Source organism: Brevundimonas sp. KH_058, from assembly GCF_057838505.1.
This window is the reverse complement of record NZ_CM174469.1, coordinates 12,989-32,346: the sequence shown is the minus strand read 5'-3', so window position 1 is coordinate 32,346 and position 19,358 is coordinate 12,989. Positions and strand designations below refer to the sequence as shown.

General features: G+C 64.9%; 22 protein-coding genes and 3 tRNA genes. 19 read left to right on the top strand and 6 right to left on the bottom strand.

All coding sequences use genetic code 11. The features are described from left to right. The first annotated feature begins 11 nt into the window (after positions 1-11). Both AC3ISA_RS00185 and AC3ISA_RS00180 read left to right on the top strand, forming a co-directional pair. Entirely contained in the window at positions 12-1,037 is a 1,026-nt protein-coding gene (locus AC3ISA_RS00185; protein WP_489178806.1) for a hypothetical protein, read from the top strand. Between the two features lies 1 nt (position 1,038). Beyond that, the gene (locus AC3ISA_RS00180) at positions 1,039-1,941 is read left to right on the top strand and encodes an enoyl-CoA hydratase-related protein (protein WP_489178805.1); all 903 of its coding nucleotides are present in this window, start codon (positions 1,039-1,041) and stop codon (positions 1,939-1,941) included. 47 nt (positions 1,942-1,988) lie between these two features. Here AC3ISA_RS00180 and AC3ISA_RS00175 read toward each other — a convergent pair whose 3' ends face one another. Then, positions 1,989-2,600 (bottom strand): TIGR02466 family protein, encoded by a 612-nt coding sequence (locus AC3ISA_RS00175; protein ID WP_489178804.1) that lies wholly within the window; start codon positions 2,598-2,600, stop codon positions 1,989-1,991. A gap of 87 nt (positions 2,601-2,687) precedes the next feature. Here AC3ISA_RS00175 and AC3ISA_RS00170 point away from each other — a divergent pair, with 87 nt between their 5' ends. Then, entirely contained in the window at positions 2,688-4,565 is a 1,878-nt protein-coding gene (locus tag AC3ISA_RS00170) for an acetyl/propionyl/methylcrotonyl-CoA carboxylase subunit alpha (protein WP_489178803.1), read from the top strand. Here the strand turns inward: AC3ISA_RS00170 and AC3ISA_RS00165 are convergent. Further along, a complete protein-coding gene (locus AC3ISA_RS00165; protein WP_489178802.1) occupies positions 4,562-4,852 on the bottom strand; it encodes an antibiotic biosynthesis monooxygenase family protein in 291 nt (96 codons plus the stop codon). The genes AC3ISA_RS00170 and AC3ISA_RS00165 overlap by 4 nt on opposite strands. Before the next feature lie 106 nt (positions 4,853-4,958). On the opposite strand from AC3ISA_RS00165, the gene AC3ISA_RS00160 reads away from it, so the two are divergent. From AC3ISA_RS00160 to AC3ISA_RS00145, 4 genes are all read left to right on the top strand, one after another. Beyond that, positions 4,959-5,357: a DUF1489 family protein gene (locus AC3ISA_RS00160; RefSeq protein ID WP_489178801.1), complete on the top strand. Its 399-nt coding sequence runs from the start codon at positions 4,959-4,961 to the stop codon at positions 5,355-5,357. Between the two features lie 51 nt (positions 5,358-5,408). Further along, the gene (locus tag AC3ISA_RS00155) at positions 5,409-6,758 is read left to right on the top strand and encodes an MATE family efflux transporter (RefSeq protein WP_489178800.1); all 1,350 of its coding nucleotides are present in this window, start codon (positions 5,409-5,411) and stop codon (positions 6,756-6,758) included. Between the two features lie 196 nt (positions 6,759-6,954). Then, the gene (metG, locus tag AC3ISA_RS00150; protein ID WP_489178799.1) at positions 6,955-8,658 is read left to right on the top strand and encodes a methionine--tRNA ligase; all 1,704 of its coding nucleotides are present in this window, start codon (positions 6,955-6,957) and stop codon (positions 8,656-8,658) included. A 22-nt stretch (positions 8,659-8,680) separates the two neighbouring features. Continuing rightward, complete coding sequence (locus AC3ISA_RS00145) at positions 8,681-9,394, top strand: 2OG-Fe(II) oxygenase (RefSeq protein ID WP_489178798.1); 714 nt, start codon at positions 8,681-8,683, stop codon at positions 9,392-9,394. A gap of 6 nt (positions 9,395-9,400) precedes the next feature. On the opposite strand, the gene AC3ISA_RS00140 is transcribed toward AC3ISA_RS00145, so the two are convergent. Genes AC3ISA_RS00140 through rlmB form a run of 3 tightly spaced genes read right to left on the bottom strand, consistent with a single transcriptional unit; the run spans position 9,401 to position 11,461 of the window. After that, positions 9,401-9,733 carry a rhodanese-like domain-containing protein gene (locus tag AC3ISA_RS00140; protein WP_489178797.1) on the bottom strand — a complete coding sequence of 111 codons (333 nt, stop codon included), beginning with the start codon at positions 9,731-9,733 and terminating at the stop codon, positions 9,401-9,403. Further along, positions 9,730-10,530, bottom strand: a complete 801-nt coding sequence (locus tag AC3ISA_RS00135) for a YjbE family putative metal transport protein (RefSeq protein WP_489178796.1) — start codon at positions 10,528-10,530, stop codon at positions 9,730-9,732. The genes AC3ISA_RS00140 and AC3ISA_RS00135 overlap by 4 nt, the downstream gene beginning before the upstream one ends. A gap of 31 nt (positions 10,531-10,561) precedes the next feature. After that, complete coding sequence (gene rlmB / locus AC3ISA_RS00130; protein WP_489178795.1) at positions 10,562-11,461, bottom strand: 23S rRNA (guanosine(2251)-2'-O)-methyltransferase RlmB; 900 nt, start codon at positions 11,459-11,461, stop codon at positions 10,562-10,564. 148 nt (positions 11,462-11,609) lie between these two features. Here rlmB and AC3ISA_RS00125 point away from each other — a divergent pair. The 11 genes from AC3ISA_RS00125 (at position 11,610) to AC3ISA_RS00075 (ending at position 18,274) form a co-directional block, all read left to right on the top strand. Beyond that, positions 11,610-11,693: transfer RNA gene (locus tag AC3ISA_RS00125), tRNA-Tyr, on the top strand. 80 nt (positions 11,694-11,773) lie between these two features. Further along, positions 11,774-11,847: transfer RNA gene (locus tag AC3ISA_RS00120), tRNA-Gly, on the top strand. Positions 11,848-11,911: 64 nt separating this feature from the next. Next, positions 11,912-13,102, top strand: coding sequence for an elongation factor Tu (gene tuf / locus AC3ISA_RS00115; protein ID WP_135193056.1), 1,191 nt, complete (start codon positions 11,912-11,914; stop codon positions 13,100-13,102). Between the two features lie 300 nt (positions 13,103-13,402). Then, positions 13,403-13,537, top strand: coding sequence for a hypothetical protein (locus AC3ISA_RS00110; protein WP_372692051.1), 135 nt, complete (start codon positions 13,403-13,405; stop codon positions 13,535-13,537). 95 nt (positions 13,538-13,632) lie between these two features. Then, positions 13,633-14,967: a hemolysin family protein gene (locus AC3ISA_RS00105; RefSeq protein ID WP_372692052.1), complete on the top strand. Its 1,335-nt coding sequence runs from the start codon at positions 13,633-13,635 to the stop codon at positions 14,965-14,967. Between the two features lie 95 nt (positions 14,968-15,062). Continuing rightward, a tRNA-Trp gene (locus AC3ISA_RS00100) sits at positions 15,063-15,138 on the top strand. Between the two features lie 70 nt (positions 15,139-15,208). Next, positions 15,209-15,523, top strand: coding sequence for a preprotein translocase subunit SecE (secE, locus tag AC3ISA_RS00095; protein WP_372692053.1), 315 nt, complete (start codon positions 15,209-15,211; stop codon positions 15,521-15,523). A 13-nt stretch (positions 15,524-15,536) separates the two neighbouring features. After that, complete coding sequence (gene nusG / locus AC3ISA_RS00090; RefSeq protein ID WP_314120681.1) at positions 15,537-16,112, top strand: transcription termination/antitermination protein NusG; 576 nt, start codon at positions 15,537-15,539, stop codon at positions 16,110-16,112. A gap of 393 nt (positions 16,113-16,505) precedes the next feature. Continuing rightward, entirely contained in the window at positions 16,506-16,937 is a 432-nt protein-coding gene (gene rplK / locus AC3ISA_RS00085; protein WP_135193053.1) for a 50S ribosomal protein L11, read from the top strand. Positions 16,938-16,940: 3 nt separating this feature from the next. Continuing rightward, complete coding sequence (gene rplA / locus AC3ISA_RS00080; protein ID WP_159844895.1) at positions 16,941-17,630, top strand: 50S ribosomal protein L1; 690 nt, start codon at positions 16,941-16,943, stop codon at positions 17,628-17,630. Positions 17,631-17,737: 107 nt separating this feature from the next. Next, positions 17,738-18,274, top strand: coding sequence for a DUF2059 domain-containing protein (locus AC3ISA_RS00075; RefSeq protein WP_489178794.1), 537 nt, complete (start codon positions 17,738-17,740; stop codon positions 18,272-18,274). Between the two features lie 94 nt (positions 18,275-18,368). Here the strand turns inward: AC3ISA_RS00075 and AC3ISA_RS00070 are convergent, their stop codons facing one another. Then, positions 18,369-18,887 (bottom strand): NAD(P)-dependent oxidoreductase, encoded by a 519-nt coding sequence (locus AC3ISA_RS00070; protein ID WP_489178793.1) that lies wholly within the window; start codon positions 18,885-18,887, stop codon positions 18,369-18,371. A gap of 53 nt (positions 18,888-18,940) precedes the next feature. Here AC3ISA_RS00070 and AC3ISA_RS00065 point away from each other — a divergent pair, with 53 nt between their 5' ends. Continuing rightward, positions 18,941-19,357 (top strand): winged helix-turn-helix transcriptional regulator, encoded by a 417-nt coding sequence (locus AC3ISA_RS00065; RefSeq protein ID WP_489178792.1) that lies wholly within the window; start codon positions 18,941-18,943, stop codon positions 19,355-19,357. Position 19,358 lies beyond the last annotated feature (1 nt).

The following is a 19,358-nucleotide window of genomic DNA, read 5'->3' as shown; positions in this document are numbered from 1 at the left end:
GAGAAGAGATTTTGAGCGACGAGATTACCGGCGCCCTAATCGGCGCAGGCGCTGCGGGCCTTACCCTCCTGATCCAATCTATTTTGGCTCCGGTAGTCGCTAAGATTTTTAAGTCGCGTGAGCAAAAAAGAGATATTCTTGAGCGCTATGCGCCTGCATTAGGCTCATCTGCTGAGGGGCTATACTATAGACTGACTGAGATCGTTACGTCTGGACGTCACGCATACCTTCACACTGAAAGCAAGCCGACTTCCTATCACGTCTATAAGTTCAATAGTTCTATCTATCGCCTTGCCAAGCTAATTGGCTGGATTTGGGCAATACGCACAGAGCAATCGCTCTTGGCGGAAGTGACGGATAAGAAATACTCTCTACACGAAGTATTTTTGCAGTTCGAATCTGCCCTTGCTAACGGCGACGAAGTCGAAAGCTGGATGGTCAAGGAACTCGCTTCGCTTTGGGAGTTCGATGCCCCTGATGAAGCTGCTGCGGGAAGGATCGGTGCGCATCTAGATAGTTTGGTGGACAATATCAGTCCGCCTCATGTCATCCGAAGAAGCGAAATCTGTGCGCTCCCACATGATCAAAAGACGGCAATGTTGGTTAAAGTCGCAAGCTACTTCGCACGAGAATTAGGCGAACTTGCTCCACAGCCCATTCTCATCGACACCACCGCGCATCAGGCCTGTAAGATCTTATCTGCTCGACAGGCATGGATTTACCGAGACTGGCAATCAGCGATCGGCGAGACGATTATGGATCGAGCCGAGACCGGGACACGGACCTTCGACGCAAAGGGCTACGCAACGTTTGAGCTTCTCTACGCAACAGGAAACCGTTGGCTATGTGAGGTCGGGGCCATATTTGAAGACCTTGATCCCCCTAGTTTAGTGCCTGGGGACTTTCGGATCGCGCAGGTGATCGCGATCAGAGGAGCTACTGCACAGATTATTTTGCGCTTGGCGGAAATCGACAACATTCGCTCATGCGTTGACGCCAAACTGGTTGAGAAGATCAAGATTGAGTTCAAGGATTGAAATGATGGCCGAAAAACCCACCGACACCGATCTCAACGCCCTGGATGTGACCGACGCGGAGGCGGCCGAGATCAATTCCATCGCCCAGCCGCTGGTCGCGGACCCCGCGCCGGATGCGAACGACGATCTGGTGCAGATCGATTCCACGACGGACGGCATCGTCTTCGTCACCATCAACCGGCCAGAGAAGAAGAACGCCTTCGACGCCGCGACCATCGCCGCCCTGCACGAGACGTTCGAGACCCTGCACGGCGCAGACCGCGTGCGCGCCGTCTTCATTCGCGGGGCGGGCGGCACCTTCAGCGCCGGGGCCGACCTGAACTGGATGCGCGACGCCGCCGGCTGGTCCGAGAGCGACAACCGCGACGACGCCATGGGCCTGGCGAAAATGCTGAAGGCGCTGCACGACATTCCGGCCCTGACGGTGGCCGTGGTCGAGGGCAACGCCATGGGCGGCGGGGCCGGCATCGTCGCCGCCTGCGACATGGCCGTGGCGGTCGAGGGCGCGCGCTTCGCCTTCTCCGAGGTCAAGCTGGGCCTGATCCCGGCGACCATCGCCCCCTATGTCGTCGAGGCCATCGGCGCCCGCCGCGCCCGCCAGCTGTTTCTGACCGGAAACAGCTTCGACGCCGACTACGCCGCCCACACCGGCCTGATCGACCTGGTCCTGCCCGAGGGTTCGGTAGAAGAGTTCATCTCGATGCTGAGCGACAGCCTGACCGGCAATGCGCCCGGCGCGATGGGCGAGGCCAAGCGTCTGGTCAACGACATCGCCCACCACAAGATCGACTCAGGGCTGTTGGACGAGACCGCCAAACGCATCGCTCGCGCCCGCGTGTCCGACGAAGGCCGCGAGGGCGTGCTGGCCTTCCTGGAAAAACGCAAGGCCAACTGGACGGTCTGATTGCGTTGACCGGCCGTCGTTAGCGGCGGCCGGTTCAGCCTTAAGATTCAGGCGTAGTTGAAGCTGATCGATATCCGGTCGGCCTTGGCCAGGTTGGTCGGCACCTCGTGCCGCAGCCAGCTTTCCCACATCAGCACCGTGCCGGCTTGCGGCTTCAGATAGACGAACGGTCGTTCGGCCTCCGACGCCTCCTCGGTCACCGAGGGGCGGGCCATCATGAAGGGCAGGCGGGGGTCTTCCAATTTCAGCGACGAGGCGCCGTCCGGGATGTCGATATAGACGGTGCCCGACAGGAAGGCGTGCGGGTGGATATGGCCGGTATGGCCGCCGCCGGGCTTGAGGATATTGACCCACAGATTGTCGAGACGCGGCTTCCTCGCCAGGTCGAAGTTCAGCGCCTTGGCGTAGGCCACGGCGTGCCGATCCAGGTGGCGCTTCAGCTCCGCGAACTCGGGAAACCGCTGGGGCAGGTCGTTCAGCGATCCGTAGGAGGTGTAGCCGCGATAGGCGTTGGCCTTGCACCATTGTCGCCCGGCGGCGTCCTCGTCGGACATCATGCGGATGACGTCGATCAGTTGCTCGTTAAAGTCGGGCCAGCCTCGGCCGTCGGCGAGGGAGGCCTCATAGACCTGGGTGACGAAAAGGGGGCGCAGGGACATGGGAGGGGCTTAACGCCTGCGGAGGCGCCTGAGAAGGGTCGTGCGCAGCCTCTCGCCTGCCTCGCACGATCCGGCTAAGAACGCTTCATGTTCAAGTCCGTCCTTGTCGCCAATCGCGGCGAAATCGCCTGCCGTGTCTTCCGAACCGCCAAGCGGATGGGATTACGCACCATCGCCGTCTATTCCGAGGCTGACGCAAACGCCCTGCATGTGCGCGAGGCCGACGAGGCGGTGCTGATCGGCCCGGCGGCGGCGCGTGAAAGCTATCTGGACGGCGCCAAGGTGCTGGCGGCAGCCAAGGCGACGGGGGCGGAGGCGATCCACCCCGGCTATGGCTTCCTGTCTGAAAATGCCGAGTTCGCCGAGGCCGTGGCGGCGGCGGGCCTGATCTGGATCGGGCCGGACCCGTCCTCGATCCGGGCGATGGGGCTGAAGGATGCGGCCAAGGAGCTGATGATCCAGGCCGGCGTGCCGGTGACGCCGGGCTATCAGGGCGCGGACCAGTCGGAAGCGACCCTGACCGCCGAGGCGGCGCGGATCGGCTATCCGGTGCTGATCAAGGCGGTCGCGGGCGGGGGCGGCAAGGGGATGAAGCGGGTCGATGATCCGGCCGATTTCGCCGCCGGCCTGGCCAGCGCCAAGCGCGAGGGGGCTGCGGCCTTCGGCGACGACCGTGTTCTGATCGAACGCTACATCACCCGCCCGCGCCACATCGAGGTGCAGGTGTTTGGCGACAAGCACGGTGATGTCGTCCACCTGTACGAGCGCGACTGTTCGCTGCAACGCCGCCATCAGAAGGTGATCGAGGAGGCGCCGGCGCCGGGCATGAGCGAGGCCGTGCGCGCCGCCGTGACGGGCGCGGCGATCAAGGCGGCCAAGGCGGTGAACTATGTCGGGGCCGGGACTATCGAGTTCATTGCCGACGCCTCGGACGGGCTGAAGGCGGACGGCATCTGGTTCATGGAGATGAACACCCGGCTGCAGGTCGAGCATCCGGTGACCGAGAGCGTGACCGGCGTCGATCTAGTCGAGTGGCAGTTCCGCGTCGCGGCGGGCGAGCCGATCCCGCTGAAGCAGGATCAGATCAAACTGAACGGCTGGGCCATGGAGGCGCGCCTCTATGCCGAGGATCCGGCCAACGGTTTCCTGCCCTCCATCGGCCGGCTGGAGCATTTCGTCATGCCGGACGGCATCCGCGTCGATACAGGCGTGGAGCAGGGCGGCGAGGTCAGCCAGTTCTACGACCCGATGATCGCCAAGCTGATCGTGCACGAAGACACGCGCGAGGCGGCGGCGGCGCGGTTGGCCGAGGCGGCCGGCGAGGTCGAGGTCTGGCCGGTCAAGGCCAACGCCGGCTTCCTGAAACGCTGCCTGGAGCATCCGCGCTTCATGGCGGGTGACGTGGATACAGGCTTCATCGCGGCGGAAGAGGCGAATCTATCGCGCTCTGTAATTCCGAAATCAGTGATCAACGATTCCAGCGACTTGGTCTGGCGTTCGAGGTCTGTGAATTCAGCCGATGCATGGGACACTGAATACGGTGTGGTTGGCCTTCGCCTCAATGCGGTTCCGGTAACGAAGCACACGTTTTTTATTAACGGCGCAGCATATCAAGGCGGCTATCTAAATAGCCAGCCGGTGATCCGTTATGGCCCGCAAAATGATGGCGGCTTCGTCGTCTTCTATGGGGGGGATGCCTATGAAGTTTCGCGTCGTGCTCCCCGAAATAGCGCGGCAGACGCCGTCTCCGACGGCTCCCTTCGCGCCCCCATGCCCGGCAAGATCGTCGCCACGCCGGTCAAGGCGGGCGACGCCGTGACCAAGGGACAGCCCGTCGTGGTGCTGGAGGCCATGAAGATGGAACACGCCCTGACCGCGCCGTTCGACGGGGTTGTCGAGAGCGTGGCGACGCTGGGCGATCAGGTGGTCGAGGCGGCCGTGCTGGCGGTGGTGAAGGCCGATTAAAGCCCCACGCCGCCGATGGGGCGGGTGAAGACGGTGTCGCCGAAGGTGGCGATCAGGCCGAGGGCCGGCAGCAGTTCGTGGGTTTCGCGGATATTGGCCGACCAGGCGTCGTGCATGGCCTTGCTCATCCAGACCTCGGTGACCCACAGGGCGTCGGCGTCGTTCAGATCGTGGGCCAGGACGTAGCTGTGGCAGCCGGGGCGTCTCAGATTGGGGTCCAGCAGGCACAGCCCAAGTTCGTCGCGACGACCGGGATGGGCCGTCAGGCGGGTAATCAATCCGTACATTCTGGTCCTGTGTCGCGCCTGACGAGGGGAGATGGCGCGCGATCATGCTTAGGCCCTGTAGATTAAGAATCTGGCCAATGCGCCTAAGGGCCACTACGTGGGGCCAATGCCGCTTCACATGATCAAGCTGGGCGTCGGGGTGCCGGACGTCGAATGGCTGGAGACCCGCGCCGCCAAGGGCGGGCCTCTGGTGGTCCACACGCGAATGACGCCGAAACGCGCCTCCGAGATCGAGGACGGCGGGTCGCTATACTGGGTGGTGAAGGGCACGATCGTCTGCCGTCAGCCGGTGCTCGACATCGCCACCCTGGGCGAGGGCAAGGAAAGCCGCTGCGAGATCACCCTGGAGCCCAGGGTCGTCCGCACGGCGCCGATGGCGCGACGCCCGTTCCAGGGCTGGCGCTATTTTGAACCCAAGGACGCGCCCGTCGATCTGACCGAACTGGATGCAGGCGAGGCGCCGGAGGAGCTGGTTCGGCAACTTCGCGAACTGGGCGCCTGGTAGGCCAAGCCCGCAAAGTTTTTGGGAGTTGACCCCGGCGGGTCCGCGTGGCCTGTGCCGCGTCCGATGATCGCGCTCAGCCCCCAGACCCGTTCCGCCTTCCACGACCTGCTCAACCTGGCATGGCCGGTGATTTTGGCGCGGATCGGCATCATGACCATGGGTCTGACCGACGCCATCGTGGTGGGCAACTTCTCCAGCAAGGAACTGGCGTTTCATTCGCTGGCCTGGGCGCCGACGTCGATCGTGGTGACGACGGCGGTGGGCCTGATGCTGGGCGTACAGGTGATGACGGCGCGCATGCTGGGCGAGGGGCGTCGGCACGCCGTCGGCTCTGTGCTGCGTCGCGGGCTGACCTATTCGCTGCAGATCGGCGTGATCTCCATGATCGCCCTGATCGCCATCGGCCCTTGGGGGCTGGGCAAGCTGGGGCTTGAGGACGGACTGGCGGAAGGCGCGGGTCCGGCCCTGGTCGTCTTCGCCCTGTCCATGCCCTTCTATCTGATCTCGGTGACAGGGCAGTTCTTCCTGGAGGCCTTGGGCCGGCCCAAGCCCGGCATGGTCGCCATGTGGGTGGCGAACGGGGTCAATCTGGCGCTGAACATCGTGCTGGTGCCGGACCTGCTGGGCATCGGTTTCGACGGCGCCTTCGCCTCGGCCTGGGCGACGTTCGGGGCCCGGGCGGCGTTGGCGGTCTTTCTTGTCATCTACATCCTGCGCCTGCCCGAGGCGCGATCGCTGGGTATCTTCGACAAGCCCGAGCACGATCCCAAGGCGGCGCGCGAGCAGGTCAAGGTCGGCCTGGGCGCCGGCGCATCTTATTTCATCGAGGTCGGGGCCTTTTCCGGCTTCACCTTCTTCGCCGGTCAGATCGGAACGGCGGAGACGGCCGCCTGGGCGGTGGTGCTGAACGTCTCGGCCATCGTCTTCATGCTGCCCATGGGGCTGTCGTCGGCGACAGCGGTGCTGGTGGGGCGCAGCTATGGCGCCGGCGACGGGCGAGGGGTGTTGCGCGCGGGACTGGTCGGGTTGGGGGTGGTCACGGCCATGACCCTGGTCGTGGCGCTGTTGGTCTGGCCCAGCGCGCATCTGATCGTCGGGGCCTACAACCGCGACCCGGCCCTGCTGGCCATTGCGGCGCCGGCCCTGGTTCTGGCGACCCTGTTCTTCGTAGCGGACGGCATCCAGGTCGTGGCGGCCCAGGCGAACCGGGCCGCGGGGGATGTCTGGTGGCCTACCATCATGCATTTCGCGGCCTATGGGGCGGTGATGATGCCGCTGGGCTGGGTGCTGGCGCACCAGATGGGCATCGACGGCCTGGTCTGGGCGGTGGTGATCGCCAGCCTGGCGTCCTCGACCCTGCTTACGGGACGATTTGTCCGCGTAGCGCGTCGATTGCCTTAGAATTCTCCCTCCCCTTCATGGGGAGGGGCGGCGAAGCGTAGCGGAGCCGGGGTGGGGAAGTTAGAACTCCGCCCAAGCCCATTCGGGCCCCACCCTGATCGCTGCGCGATCGTCCCTCCCCATGAAGGGGAGGGAGAGGTGACGTCGCCGCTTCCGCTCTCTATATCCCTGCGCTTCCCCGAACTCCTGGACGATCATGGCCCGCATCCTCATCACCTCGGCGCTGCCCTACATCAACGGCATCAAGCACCTGGGGAATCTGGCGGGCTCGATGTTGCCGGCCGACGTCTGGGCGCGGTTCAAGCGAGCCCAGGGTCATGAGGTGCTCTATATCTGCGCCACGGACGAGCACGGCACCCCGGCCGAGCTGGCCGCCGCCGCCGCCGGGCAGGACGTGCGGACCTATTGCGACGAACAGCACGAGATCCAGAAGGCTGCGGGCCTGGCGTTCGGCCTGAGCTACGACTGGTTCGGCCGGTCGTCCAACCCGCAGAACCATCGCCTGACCCAGCAGTTCGCCGAGGCGCTGGAGAAGAACGGCCTGATCGAGGAGCGGGTGGATCGGATGATCTATTCGATCGACGACGCCCGCTTCCTGCCCGACCGCTATGTCGAGGGGACCTGCCCCCACTGCGGCCATGTCGGCGCGCGCGGGGACCAGTGCGACAACTGCGGACGCCTGCTGGATCCCACCGACCTGATCGATCCCTATTCGTCGGTGTCAGGGTCCAGGAATTTGGAGGTGCGCGACACCCGCCACCTCTATCTGTTGCAGACGAAGATCGAGCCCGAGATCCGCGCCTGGGTCGATGGCAAGAGCGGCTGGCAGGTGCTGGCTAAGTCCATCGCCTACAAGCATCTGGACGAGGGGCTGATCGACCGGGGCATCACCCGCGACCTGGCCTGGGGCGTGCCGGTGCTGAAGGACGGATTCCCGCGTCCGGGCATGGAGGACAAGGTCTTCTACGTCTGGTTCGACGCCCCCATCGAATATATCGGCGCGACCGAGGAATGGGCTGAGGCGACCGGCAACACCTGGCGCGACTGGTGGCGGCTGGACGAAGGGGCGGAGGACGTTCGCTATGTCCAGTTCATGGGCAAGGACAACGTGGCCTTCCACACTGTGTCGTTCCCCGCGACCATCATCGGCTCGGGCGAACCCTGGAAGACGGTGGACCAGCTTAAGGCCTTCAACTGGCTGAACTGGTACGGCGGGAAATTCTCGACCAGCCAGAAGCGCGGCGTCTTCATGGACCAGGCGCTGGAGCTGCTGCCGGCCGACTACTGGCGCTGGCGCCTGACGGCCTACGGCCCGGAACACGCGGATTCGGCCTTCACCTGGGAGGACTTCCAGGCCTCGACCAACAAGGACCTGGCCGATGTGCTGGGCAACTTCGTCAACCGGATCGTCAAGTTCGCCGAGTCGAAGTTCGACGGCGTCGTGCCCGAGGGCGGCGAGGCCGGTCCGGTCGAAATCCAACTGGAGGCCGACATCAAGGCGGGCATCGCCGAAGCGACCGAACAGTTCGAGGCCATGGAGTTCAGGAAGGCGGCCCAGGCCCTGCGCGCCGTCTGGGTGCTGGGCAACGAATATCTGCAGGTCGCGGCGCCCTGGACGGCGCTGAAGACCGACCGCGACCGCGCGGCGGTGGGGGTGCGCACAGGCCTGAATCTGGTGGCCCTGTTCGCGCGTCTGGCCGCGCCGATCCTGCCGTTCTCGGCCGAGAAGATCGCGGCCTCGGTGAGCGCTAGCGATCTGAGCTGGCCCGGCGCGGACGAGGATGTGCTGAACGTGCTGACTGTCGGTCAGCCGGTCGCCGCCCAAGGCGTGCTGTTCGCCAAGATCGAGGACGTCCAGGTGGCAGAATGGTCCGAACGCTTCGGCGGCGCGGACGCCTGATCGGGCGGGTGGGGGATATGCGATGACGCCGACCCTGACGCCCCTGAACGAAGAACGGCGCGCCGCGATTCGCGAGCGATTGGCGCGCACAGGCCGGACGCAGATCGACGGCGTCTTGACCCCGGCCGACGCTCAAGGACTGTATGAAGCGGCGACGACCGCTGACTACAATGTCGTGACGCGACGCGGGACGGGGCATGTCGATCTGCCCGCCGCCTGGCTGGCGTCACTGCAGCCGGGACAGAAACAGGCTTTGGGGCAGGCGGTGCAGGTCTCGGCCCAGACCGACTTTCAGTATCTGTACGACAATCACCCGATCTACGATCTGGTCGAGGCGGGGCAGGCGGCGCCGGTGTGGTCCGACCTGCTGGCCTTCCTGAACGGCGAGGCGTTCCTGGGCCTGATGCGGGACGTGACCGGCGAGCCGCGCATCGCCCTGGCGGACGCGCAACTAACGCGCTTTCGCGCCGGACATTTCCTGACCGAGCATGACGACCATGCGGACGGCAAGAACCGCTTCCTCGCCTATGTGCTGAACCTGACGCCGGCCTGGCGGATCGAGTGGGGTGGCCTGCTGGCCGTCCACGGAACCGACGGCAATGTCGCCGAAGCCTTCACGCCGCGCTTCAACACCCTGAACCTGCTGAAGGTGCCGGCGCCCCATTCGGTGACCCAGGTCGCCCTATCGGCGGGGGCGGATCGGATTTCCGTCACGGGGTGGCTCAGGGGCCGCTGATCAGGACTATTCGGCGAACACGACCGGCAAGCCTGCCGCATGCCAGGCCTGGATGCCGCCGGTCAGGTTGAACAGGGGCTGACCCTCCGGGCCGGTCGGGCCGACGAAGGCGCAGACCTGGTGGCTGCGGCCGCCCTTCAGGCACTGGACGATGATCTTCTTGTCAGCCGGCAGGTCCAGCGCCTCCCAGGCGGCGGGCATCTGGCTGAGCGGGGCCAGGATGGCGCCGTCGATGCGGGCGGCGGCGAACTCGTCCGGCTCGCGCACGTCGATCAGGATCGCCTCGCCGGCTTGCAGCCAGGCGGCGGCCTCCTCGACCGTGACCGTGGCGACCGTCATGCGCCGGGAACCGCAGGCGCCGGCGTCGGACTGGTCTCGGTCCGCTTCCGGCCCAGGTGTTTGGCGGCCTCCTTCTCACCGATATCGAGGAAGGCGGGGGCCGAGGCGTTGAACTGTTCCATATGACCGGTGCGCACGATCACCTGACGCCCGCCGTCCCAGATCATGTGCAGGGCGACGTACAGGACGACGACAAGGCCCACGTAGCCGATCCAGGCGAAGCGGTGCAACAGCTTGGCGATATAGGTGGCGGCGATCCCCATCAGGGCGATCGACAGGACCAGGCCGAAGACCATGATCCACGGGTGTTCGTGCGCGGCGCCCGCGACGGCCAGCACATTGTCCAATGACATGGTGATGTCGGCGACCATGATCTGCAGCAGGGCCGCGCCGAAGGTCTTGCGCTTGACGCCCAGTTCCTCGGGCGAGGGGCCGGCGCCGTGCTCGATGCTGAGCGCCAGTTCCAGTTCCTTCTCGGCCTCGGCCTGGTTATGCGTGCGCTGCTCCTGCAGTTCGCGCCACATCTTCCAGCACACCCAAAGCAGCAGCAGGCCGCCGGCCAGCAGCAGGCCGACCAGGGCCAGAAGCTGGACCGTGATCAGCGCAAAGCCGATGCGCATGACCACGGCGGCGGCCAGGCCGATCAGGATGGCCTTCTTGCGCTGGTCCTGGGGCAGGGCGGCGGCGGCGAGACCCACGGCGACGGCGTTGTCGCCGGCCAGGACCAGATCCATCAGCAGGACCTGGCCCAGAGCGGCGGCCTGGCTGGCGAATTCGGGAGACGAGAAAAATTCCATTTCCGCTCTCTAACGCCGGTGCGACCTTCTGTCAGCCGCGTTGCGCGCGCGCCGCCTCATAAAGCGCGACGGCGGCGGCGTTTGAGACGTTCAGGCTCTCGAAACCGCCCGGCATGGGGATCTTGGCCAGGACGTCGCAGTGTTCGGCGACCAGGCGGCGGATGCCGTCGCCCTCGGACCCCATGACCAGTACGGTGGGCTGGCGATCCAGCGCTTCTTCCAGCGTCTGTTCGCCCGTCCCGTCCAAACCCACGGCGCGCCAGCCCAGGTCGGCCAGCCGCTCCAGCGCGCGCGACAGGTTGGTCACCCGCGCATGGGGCAGGCGTTCGGTCGCGCCGACCGCCGCCTTGGCCAGGGCGCCGGCCAGGGCCGGGGCGTGGCGGTCCTGGACTATGATGCCTCGCGCACCGAAGGCCAGGGCCGAGCGGAAGATGGCGCCGACGTTCTGGGGATCGGTCAGCTGGTCCAGCATGACGATGATCCCCCCTTCTCCAGGTTTGGGCGCCGGATCGGCCAGCTCTTCCAGCGACACGCCTTCCAGCGGCTGGACCTTGAAGGCAAGACCCTGGTGCACGGCGCCTGGGGGCAGCATCCGGGTCAGGGCCTGGACCTCGACCACCTCGATCTTGTGACCGTGGGCCAGTTTGCCGTCTTCGATCTCGGCGGCGCGCTCGGCCGTGGCCAGCAGGCGACCCGTGCCGCGACGCGCGGGATTCGCCAAAGCGGCCAGGACGGGGTGGCGGCCCCACAGAAAATTATCGGCGTCCGACTTGTTCCGATCAGGCGCACGGGGCGGGCGGGGCGCATCGTCGCGCCCGCCAAACCCTTGCGCGGTGGGCTTTTGACCCTTGTCGCGCGGCCCTTCAGGCCGGTTTCCGAAGACCGGTTTTTTACCGCTTCTACGGTCGTTGCGTTCTGTTTTCGACGACACTATAAGACGCCCTCCGATTTGGAGCCCCAAGGGCTTTCGGGTCTGGGCGCCCCCTCTATCCTAGAGGAGGCGACAAGCCGAAGGCTTTTGTTTCGTCCCGCTTCTTTATAGCGGAAACGAGGGGTCCGACGGTTCGACAAGGCGCGCTGGGGGAATGTCCCGAGTGGCAAAGGGGGGGGACTGTAAATCCCCTGCGTAAGCTTCGTAGGTTCGAGTCCTACTTCCCCCACCACGCGCCTTGACGGATACGACGGATCAGGACCCGAAGAGGATCGGCTGCGGCGTTCCCTCGCGAACTTCCGCAGTCTCCGCGCGGGTATAGCACAATGGTAGTGCAGCAGCCTTCCAAGCTGAGGATGTCGGTTCGATCCCGTCTACCCGCTCCAGGTTTTTAAAAAGATCAGCATCGCGCCCCTCCGCTGACGGACCCGGGCCATCAGGAGTTTGGCCATGGCCAAGGAAAAGTTCGAACGGAACAAGCCGCACTGCAACATCGGCACGATTGGTCACGTTGACCATGGCAAGACGACGTTGACGGCTGCGATCACGATGACGCTGGCCAAGGCCGGCGGCGCGAAGGCTATGGCCTATGCGGACATCGATGCTGCGCCGGAAGAAAAGGCGCGCGGCATCACGATCAACACCGCGCACGTGGAATATGAGACTGCCAACCGTCACTATGCGCACGTCGACTGCCCCGGCCACGCCGACTATGTGAAGAACATGATTACGGGCGCGGCGCAGATGGACGGCGCGATCCTGGTGGTTTCGGCCGCCGACGGCCCGATGCCGCAGACCCGCGAGCACATCCTGCTGGCCCGTCAGGTCGGCGTGCCGGCCCTGGTGGTCTTCATGAACAAGGTCGACCTGGTCGACGACGAAGAACTGCTCGAGCTGGTCGAGATGGAAGTGCGCGAGCTGCTGAGCTCGTACCAGTTCCCCGGCGACGACATTCCGATCACCAAGGGTTCGGCCAAGGCCGCGACCGACGGCGTGAACCCGGAAATCGGCGAACAGCGCGTTCTGGCCCTGATGGAAACCGTCGACGCCTACATCCCGCAGCCGGAACGTCCGGTCGACCTGCCGTTCCTGATGCCGGTCGAAGACGTGTTCTCGATCTCGGGCCGCGGCACCGTGGTCACGGGCCGCGTCGAGAAGGGCATCGTCAAGGTCGGTGAGGAAGTCGAGATCGTCGGCATCCGTCCGGTCCAGAAGACGACCTGCACGGGCGTGGAAATGTTCCGCAAGCTGCTGGACCAGGGTCAGGCCGGCGACAACGTCGGCGTTCTGCTGCGCGGCACCAAGCGTGAAGACGTCGAGCGCGGCCAGGTGCTGTGCAAGCCGGGCTCCATCACCCCGCACACCAAGTTCCTGGCCGAAGCCTACATCCTGACCAAGGAAGAAGGCGGTCGTCACACGCCGTTCTTCACGAACTATCGCCCGCAGTTCTACTTCCGCACGACGGACGTGACCGGCATCGTTCACCTGAAGGAAGGCGTCGAGATGATCATGCCGGGCGACAACGCCGAGCTGAACGTCGAGCTGATCACGCCGATCGCCATGGACCAGGGCCTGCGCTTCGCCATCCGTGAAGGCGGCCGCACCGTCGGCGCCGGCGTCGTCGCCAAGATCGTCGAGTAGCAAGACACATCCTTTTGGCCTGACGCGCTCACGCGCTGCTTGAGGCCAAGAGACACGGTAAGCGTAACAGAGCGGCCCCCGGAGCGATTCGGGGGCCGTTTTGCTTTGGACCGGTTGTACGGACGGCCCTCACCCTTTCGCGCAAGGCCGGTCGCTGTGCTCTCGGTCGCTCAAGCCCTCTCCCAATGGGAGAGGGGAGGAGAAGGGGAATGGGTTGTTCGCGCCTCGCGCGAGCCGTCTTGCCTGCAACCGGGAACCGGGGTTTACGTTCGGAACGGACGTTAACTTTTCGGCAACCAAATGCGACGCGCCATCCGACTGGGTCTTTTCATCGGCACCGTCCTGGGCATGAGCGCTTGCGCGACCCAGTATGATGCGGACGGGCGGCCGGTTTCGGGGGCCTATGGCTCGGTTGAGGCGGGGCGGGCGGGCTGAGGCTCAAGGAAAACGTGGCGCTGGACGCGATCCTGCCCTAATGTAGCGTTGCGGACGCCGTCTGTTGCGCCGCGTCGGTCCCCAAAACCCCCTAGATGTTACTCATCGCTATTGCTGTCGTTCTGCTCCTGGTGGTGCTCAACGGCTTGTTCGCCATGACTGAATTGGCGGTCGTCTCCTCGCGGAAATCCAAACTTCAGGCGAGGGCGGAACGGGGAGACCGGGGGGCCAGGGCGGCGTTGAAGCTGTCCGAAGAACCGACTCAGTTCCTGTCCGCCGTTCAGGTGGGCATCACCCTGATCGGCATTCTGGCGGGCGCTTACGGCCAGGCGACCATCGCCGGCGAGCTGGACCGCATTCTGGAAGTCGCCTTTCCGGCGTTGACCGCCTACACAGAATTCTTCGCCACGGCCCTGGTGGTCGTGTGCATCACCTATGTGTCGCTGATCATCGGCGAACTGGTGCCCAAACGTATCGCCCTGATCTTCCCCGAGGCGGTGGCGTCCAAGATGGCGGCCCCGATCTCCAAACTGGCGATCGTGCTGAAACCCTTCGTCCTGCTGCTGACGGCCTCGACCTCGGGCATCCTCAAGCTCTTGGGCGTCAAGGACCGCGACGGTTCGGACGTGACCCAGGAAGAGGTGGCGACCATCCTGGCGGAAGGCACCTCGGCCGGCCTGATCGAACCCGAAGAACAGGTGATGATCGAAGAGATCCTGCGCCTGGGCGACCGTCCGGTGCGGGTGGCCATGACGCCGCGCCATGACGTGTTCTGGATCGCGCTGGACGACCCCGAGGAGATGCTGCGCGAAGAGATTCGCACCTGCCCCTATTCGCGGATCGTGGTGGCGCGGGAGAGCGACGTCGATAATCCGCTGGGCGTGGTCCACAAGAAGGACCTGCTGGACAGCCTGCTGACGCATGGCAAGTTCGACATCGAGCCGCTGGTCGCCGAACCGGCCTTCATTCCCCAGTCGACCTCGGTGCTGAAGGCGCTGGAGATCCTGAAGGGCTCCAAGGTCCACATGGCCTTCATCGTCGACGAATACGGCGCCTTCGAAGGCGTGGTGACGGCCACCGACATCCTGGAAATGATCGCCGGCGACTTCAACGAGGGTCACGACGAGGAACAGGCCTGGATCCATCAGCGCGCCGACGGCAGCTGGCTGGTCGACGGCCAGACCGATCTGGACGAACTGGCCGACAAGCTGGGCGAGAACTTCGGCGAGCACGAAGGCTATCACACCGTCGCCGGCCTGATTCTGCATCAGATCTCGCGCGTGCCGGACGAGGGCGAAGTGCTGCAGGTCGGCCGATTCGAGGTCGAGGTCGTGGATATGGACGACCGCCGCATCGACAAGCTGATCTTCAAGGAACTGGTCAAAGCCCAGGACGAGCGGGCCGCCATCGCCGCGCATCTGGAAGACTAGTCGCAAGTGTCACATCGCCCTTGAAATGCAGGGCGGTGTCGGGCATACGCCCCCCTCTGGCGAACGCACGGACCTCCGGGTTCGAGCGGTTGTCTAGGAGTTTAGCTCAGCTGGTAGAGCACCGGTCTCCAAAACCGGGGGTCGTGGGTTCGAGTCCCCCAACTCCTGCCAATCCCCCCTGTCGCTTCCGGATGGGATTTCCCATCTGGGGCGACAGGAACAATTGTGTGAAGAGCAACTGATGGCCAAGGCCAAAACTCCCGGCAAGCGGCCTCAGGGCAACGCAAAGCCGCAGATCGGCGCCAAGCCACAAGCCGCGGGCGCCGCCGCCATCACGGTCGATTCGCCCGAGCCCAAGAAGCCCCGCACCAGCCCTGGCCAGTTCTTCAGCCAGGTTCGCGCCGAGGGCCGCAAGATCGTCTGGCCCAGCCGCAAGGAGACCTGGATCACCTCGGTGATGGTCTTCATCATGGTGATCATCGCCGCGATCTTCTTCTGGATCGTGGACACCGGCCTGGGCTTCGCCTTCCGCTATATCATCGCTCTCGGATCCTGAGAAAGACGCGCCCATGACCGATGCAGCGCCCGCAAAGCCCGCCAATCCGCGCCACAAGTGGTATATCGTCAACGCCTACTCGAACTTCGAGAAAAAGGTCGCTGAACAGTTGCGCGATCAGGCCAAGCAGCAGGGCCTGGAAGACGCCTTCTCCGAAATCCTGGTTCCGACCGAGGACGTCGTCGAGATCCGTCGCGGCCGCAAGGTGAACTCGGAACGCAAGTTCTTCCCCGGCTATGTGCTGGTGAAGATGGAAATGACCGACCAGGCCTATCACCTGGTCAAGAACACCCCGAAGGTCACGGGCTTCCTGGGCGCCGCGGGCGGCACCAAGCCCCTGCCGGTCTCGGAACGTGAAGTTCAGAACATCATCGGCCAGGTGGAAGAGGGCGTCGAACGTCCGAAACCCACCATCCGCTTCGACATCGGCGAGAAGGTCAAGGTCATCGACGGCCCGTTCGCCAGCTTCGACGGTTCGGTCGAGAGCGTGGACGAAGAACACGCCCGCCTGCGTGTCGCGGTGTCCATCTTCGGCCGGGCCACGCCGGTCGAGCTGGAATACGCCCAGGTGGAGAAGGTCGCGGGCTGAGGCTCACGCGTCCGTCGAGATTTTGAAGCCGCGTCCGAAAGGGCGCGGCTTCTTTCGTTTCACCTCCCCATGCGCGGAGGCGCATGGGGAGGACAGACCGCGTAGCGGTCAGGAGGGGGCGTCTCCGTCAGCCGTGATGACCACGCCCACGTCAGAGACCGAGTCGCCCCCTCCTGGCGTCGCTCCGCGCCGCCTGTCCTCCCCATCGGCCTTCGCCGACGGGGAGGTGACGTTCGTCCACCCCGTTTGCCTTTGCGCCCCCTCTCTGTTACACGCGCGCCTTCGCTCGGCGGGCCTCGGTTCGTGGGGCGGCAAATCCGTGGGAGGCAGCCATGCCGCACCACGGCTCACCGGCCCTGCGTTCGTTCGTCGGGTCATTCATAGGAGAGACCAATGGCCAAGAAGATTCTCGGCTATATCAAACTGCAAGTGCCGGCCGGTTCGGCCACGCCTTCGCCCCCGATCGGCCCGGCTCTGGGTCAACGCGGCGTGAACATCATGGGCTTCTGCAAGGAGTTCAATGCGCGCACCGAGAAGGAAGCCAAGGGCACCCCGCTTCCGACCGTGATCACCGTCTATCAGGACAAGTCGTTCACCTTCCTGACCAAGACGCCGCCGGCGACCTGGTACCTGAAGCAGGCCACGGGCCTGAAGTCGGGCTCCAAGCTGGTCGGTCGTGAAACGGCCGGTACGGTCAAGGTTTCGCAACTGCGCGAGATCGCTGAAAAGAAGATGAAAGATCTGAACGCGAACGACCTCGACGCCGCGACCAAGATCATCGAAGGCTCCGCCCGCGCGATGGGCCTCGAAGTGGTGGAGGGCTAAACCATGGCCAAGCAAACCAAGGCTCAAAAAGCCCGCACCGGCGTCAGCCAAGACCTGCTGCCGTTCTCCGACGCCATCAAGCTGGCCAAGGAAAACGCAAAGTCGAAGTTCGACGAGTCCCTTGAGATCGCCGTCAACCTGGGCGTCGATCCCCGTCACGCCGACCAACAGGTCCGTGGCGTGGTGAACCTGCCGTCGGGTACGGGCCGTGACGTTCGCGTCGCCGTCTTCGCCAAGGACGCCAAGGCCGCCGAAGCCACCGCAGCCGGCGCCGAACACGTCGGCGCCGAAGATCTGTACGAGAAGATCGCCGGCGGCTTCATGGAGTTCGACCGCGTTATCGCGTCGCCGGACATGATGGCCCTGGTCGGCCGTCTGGGTAAGGTGCTGGGCCCGCGCGGCCTGATGCCGAACCCCAAGGTCGGCACCGTGACCCCGAACGTGGCCCAGGCCGTCAAGGACGCCAAGGGCGGCGCCGTCGAGTTCCGCGTCGAGAAGGCGGGCATCGTCCACGCCGGCATCGGCAAGGTCTCGTTCACCCAGGACGCTCTGGAAGCCAACGTGAAGGCCATCGTGGACGCCCTGGTGCGTTCCAAGCCGTCGGGCGCCAAGGGCACCTATGTGAAGCGCATCAGCCTGTCTTCGACGATGGGCCCGGGCTTCAAGGTCGACCCGTCCTCGCTGGGCGCCTAAGCCTAAAGACAACCGGTAATGAAGAACGGCGGGGAGCGATCCCCGCCGTTTTTTCTTGCCCGGATATGGTCCCAGCCGTCAGGATGCGCGCCTGACTGGGGGATAAGATGAAACGACTGATCGGCGGCCTGCTCCTGGCCTTGACCCTGCTGACCGCGCCGGCGGCCATGGCCGAGACGACCGACGTTTCGGCCGAAAAACTGGCTCTGGCCAACAAGTTCATCGCGCTGATCCAGGGCGAGCAGTTGGGTGCGTCGTTGGGTCAGATGATGGCGATGATGGTGCCGGAATCGACCACCCTGTCGGGGGAACAGGCGGCAGAGGTTCGCGAGGCGATGGCTGAGGCGACCGCGAGCATGTTGCCCCGGATGTTCGAGGTCAGTGCGCCGATTTACGCCGATATCTTCACATTGGAGGAGTTGCAGGCTCTCGTCGCCTTCTACCAGAGCGACGTCGGCCGCTCGCTGATGAGCAAAAGTTATGCGGCGGCGCCCCGGATCGCGACGGCCATCCAAGGCATCATGCCGGAACTGATGGCCGATATGGGCGACCAGATGTGCATTCGATTGGAATGCTCGCCGGAGCAGAGGCGTGAGATGAAGGCCGCCATGGCCGTCGCAGCGCGCGGCCAGGCGGCGCAATAGTTTTCAGTAGGCCGCAGTGAAGCGGGCGCGGCTGTGCTGGGGGTTTTCCAGCTCGTCCACCATGGCGATGGCGTAGTCGGAAAAGCCGATCTTGCTATCGCCCTTGTCGTCCACGACCAGCTCGATCTGTTCCAGTACGGAAATGGCCCAGACGGGGCGTTTCCTCGATGACGGCGGCGGGCGAGAAGAACGTCCAGTCGATGTCCGTCTCGTGGCGCAGCGCGTCCAGGAAGACGATGCCGCCCTGGGCGAAGACCTTCCATTCCTCGGGGAACTCGGGCGTGTCGATCAGGCGGACGCCGGGTGCGACCTCCAGGCTTGCGGCGCCGCCGGTGACGAGCAGGCGCGGCACGCCGGCGGTCTTGAGCGCGCTCAGAACCGTCTCGGCGGGCACGTCGAAATGCAGGGCGCTGATGACGGCGTCCGAACCCTTGATCAGTTGAGCCAGCGCGGCGGCGTCCGAGGCGTCGCCCGCGACGGGTGTGACGCCGTCGGCGGCGGGGATGGCCTCGGGCTTGCGCGCTATGGCGGTAACGGAATGGCCGCGCGCGGCCAGTTCCCTGGTGATTTCCGAGCCGGCGCGACCGCTGGCGCCGAGGACTGTAACTTTCATGGAAGGCTCCTCTAGGTATACAATGGATACCAGGTGCGCTATGGGATGCAGCCATGCAAGACGGCACCTTTCACACACCTGGTCACCTTCAGGAAACCTGGACGCGCGGCGACGTGTTCGCGGCGAACTGTCCGACGCGGCAACTGCTCGACCGGATCGCGGACAAGTGGAGCACCCTGATCCTGATCGTGCTGGGCGAGGGGCCGATCCGGTTCAACGCGCTGAAGCAGCGGGTCGATGGGGTGTCGCAGAAGATGCTGAGCCAGACGCTGAAGTCGCTGGAGCGCGACGGTTTGGTGTCGCGCTCCGTCGTGGCGACGGTGCCGGTGTCCGTGACCTATGCGGTGACGCCATTGGGCGGCACCCTGATGGCCGCCATGCAGTCGATGATCGACTGGGCCGAGACCCAGATGCCCCAGGTCGCGGCGGCCCAAACGGCCTATGACGCGCGGTCGCCCGACCCCCACTGAC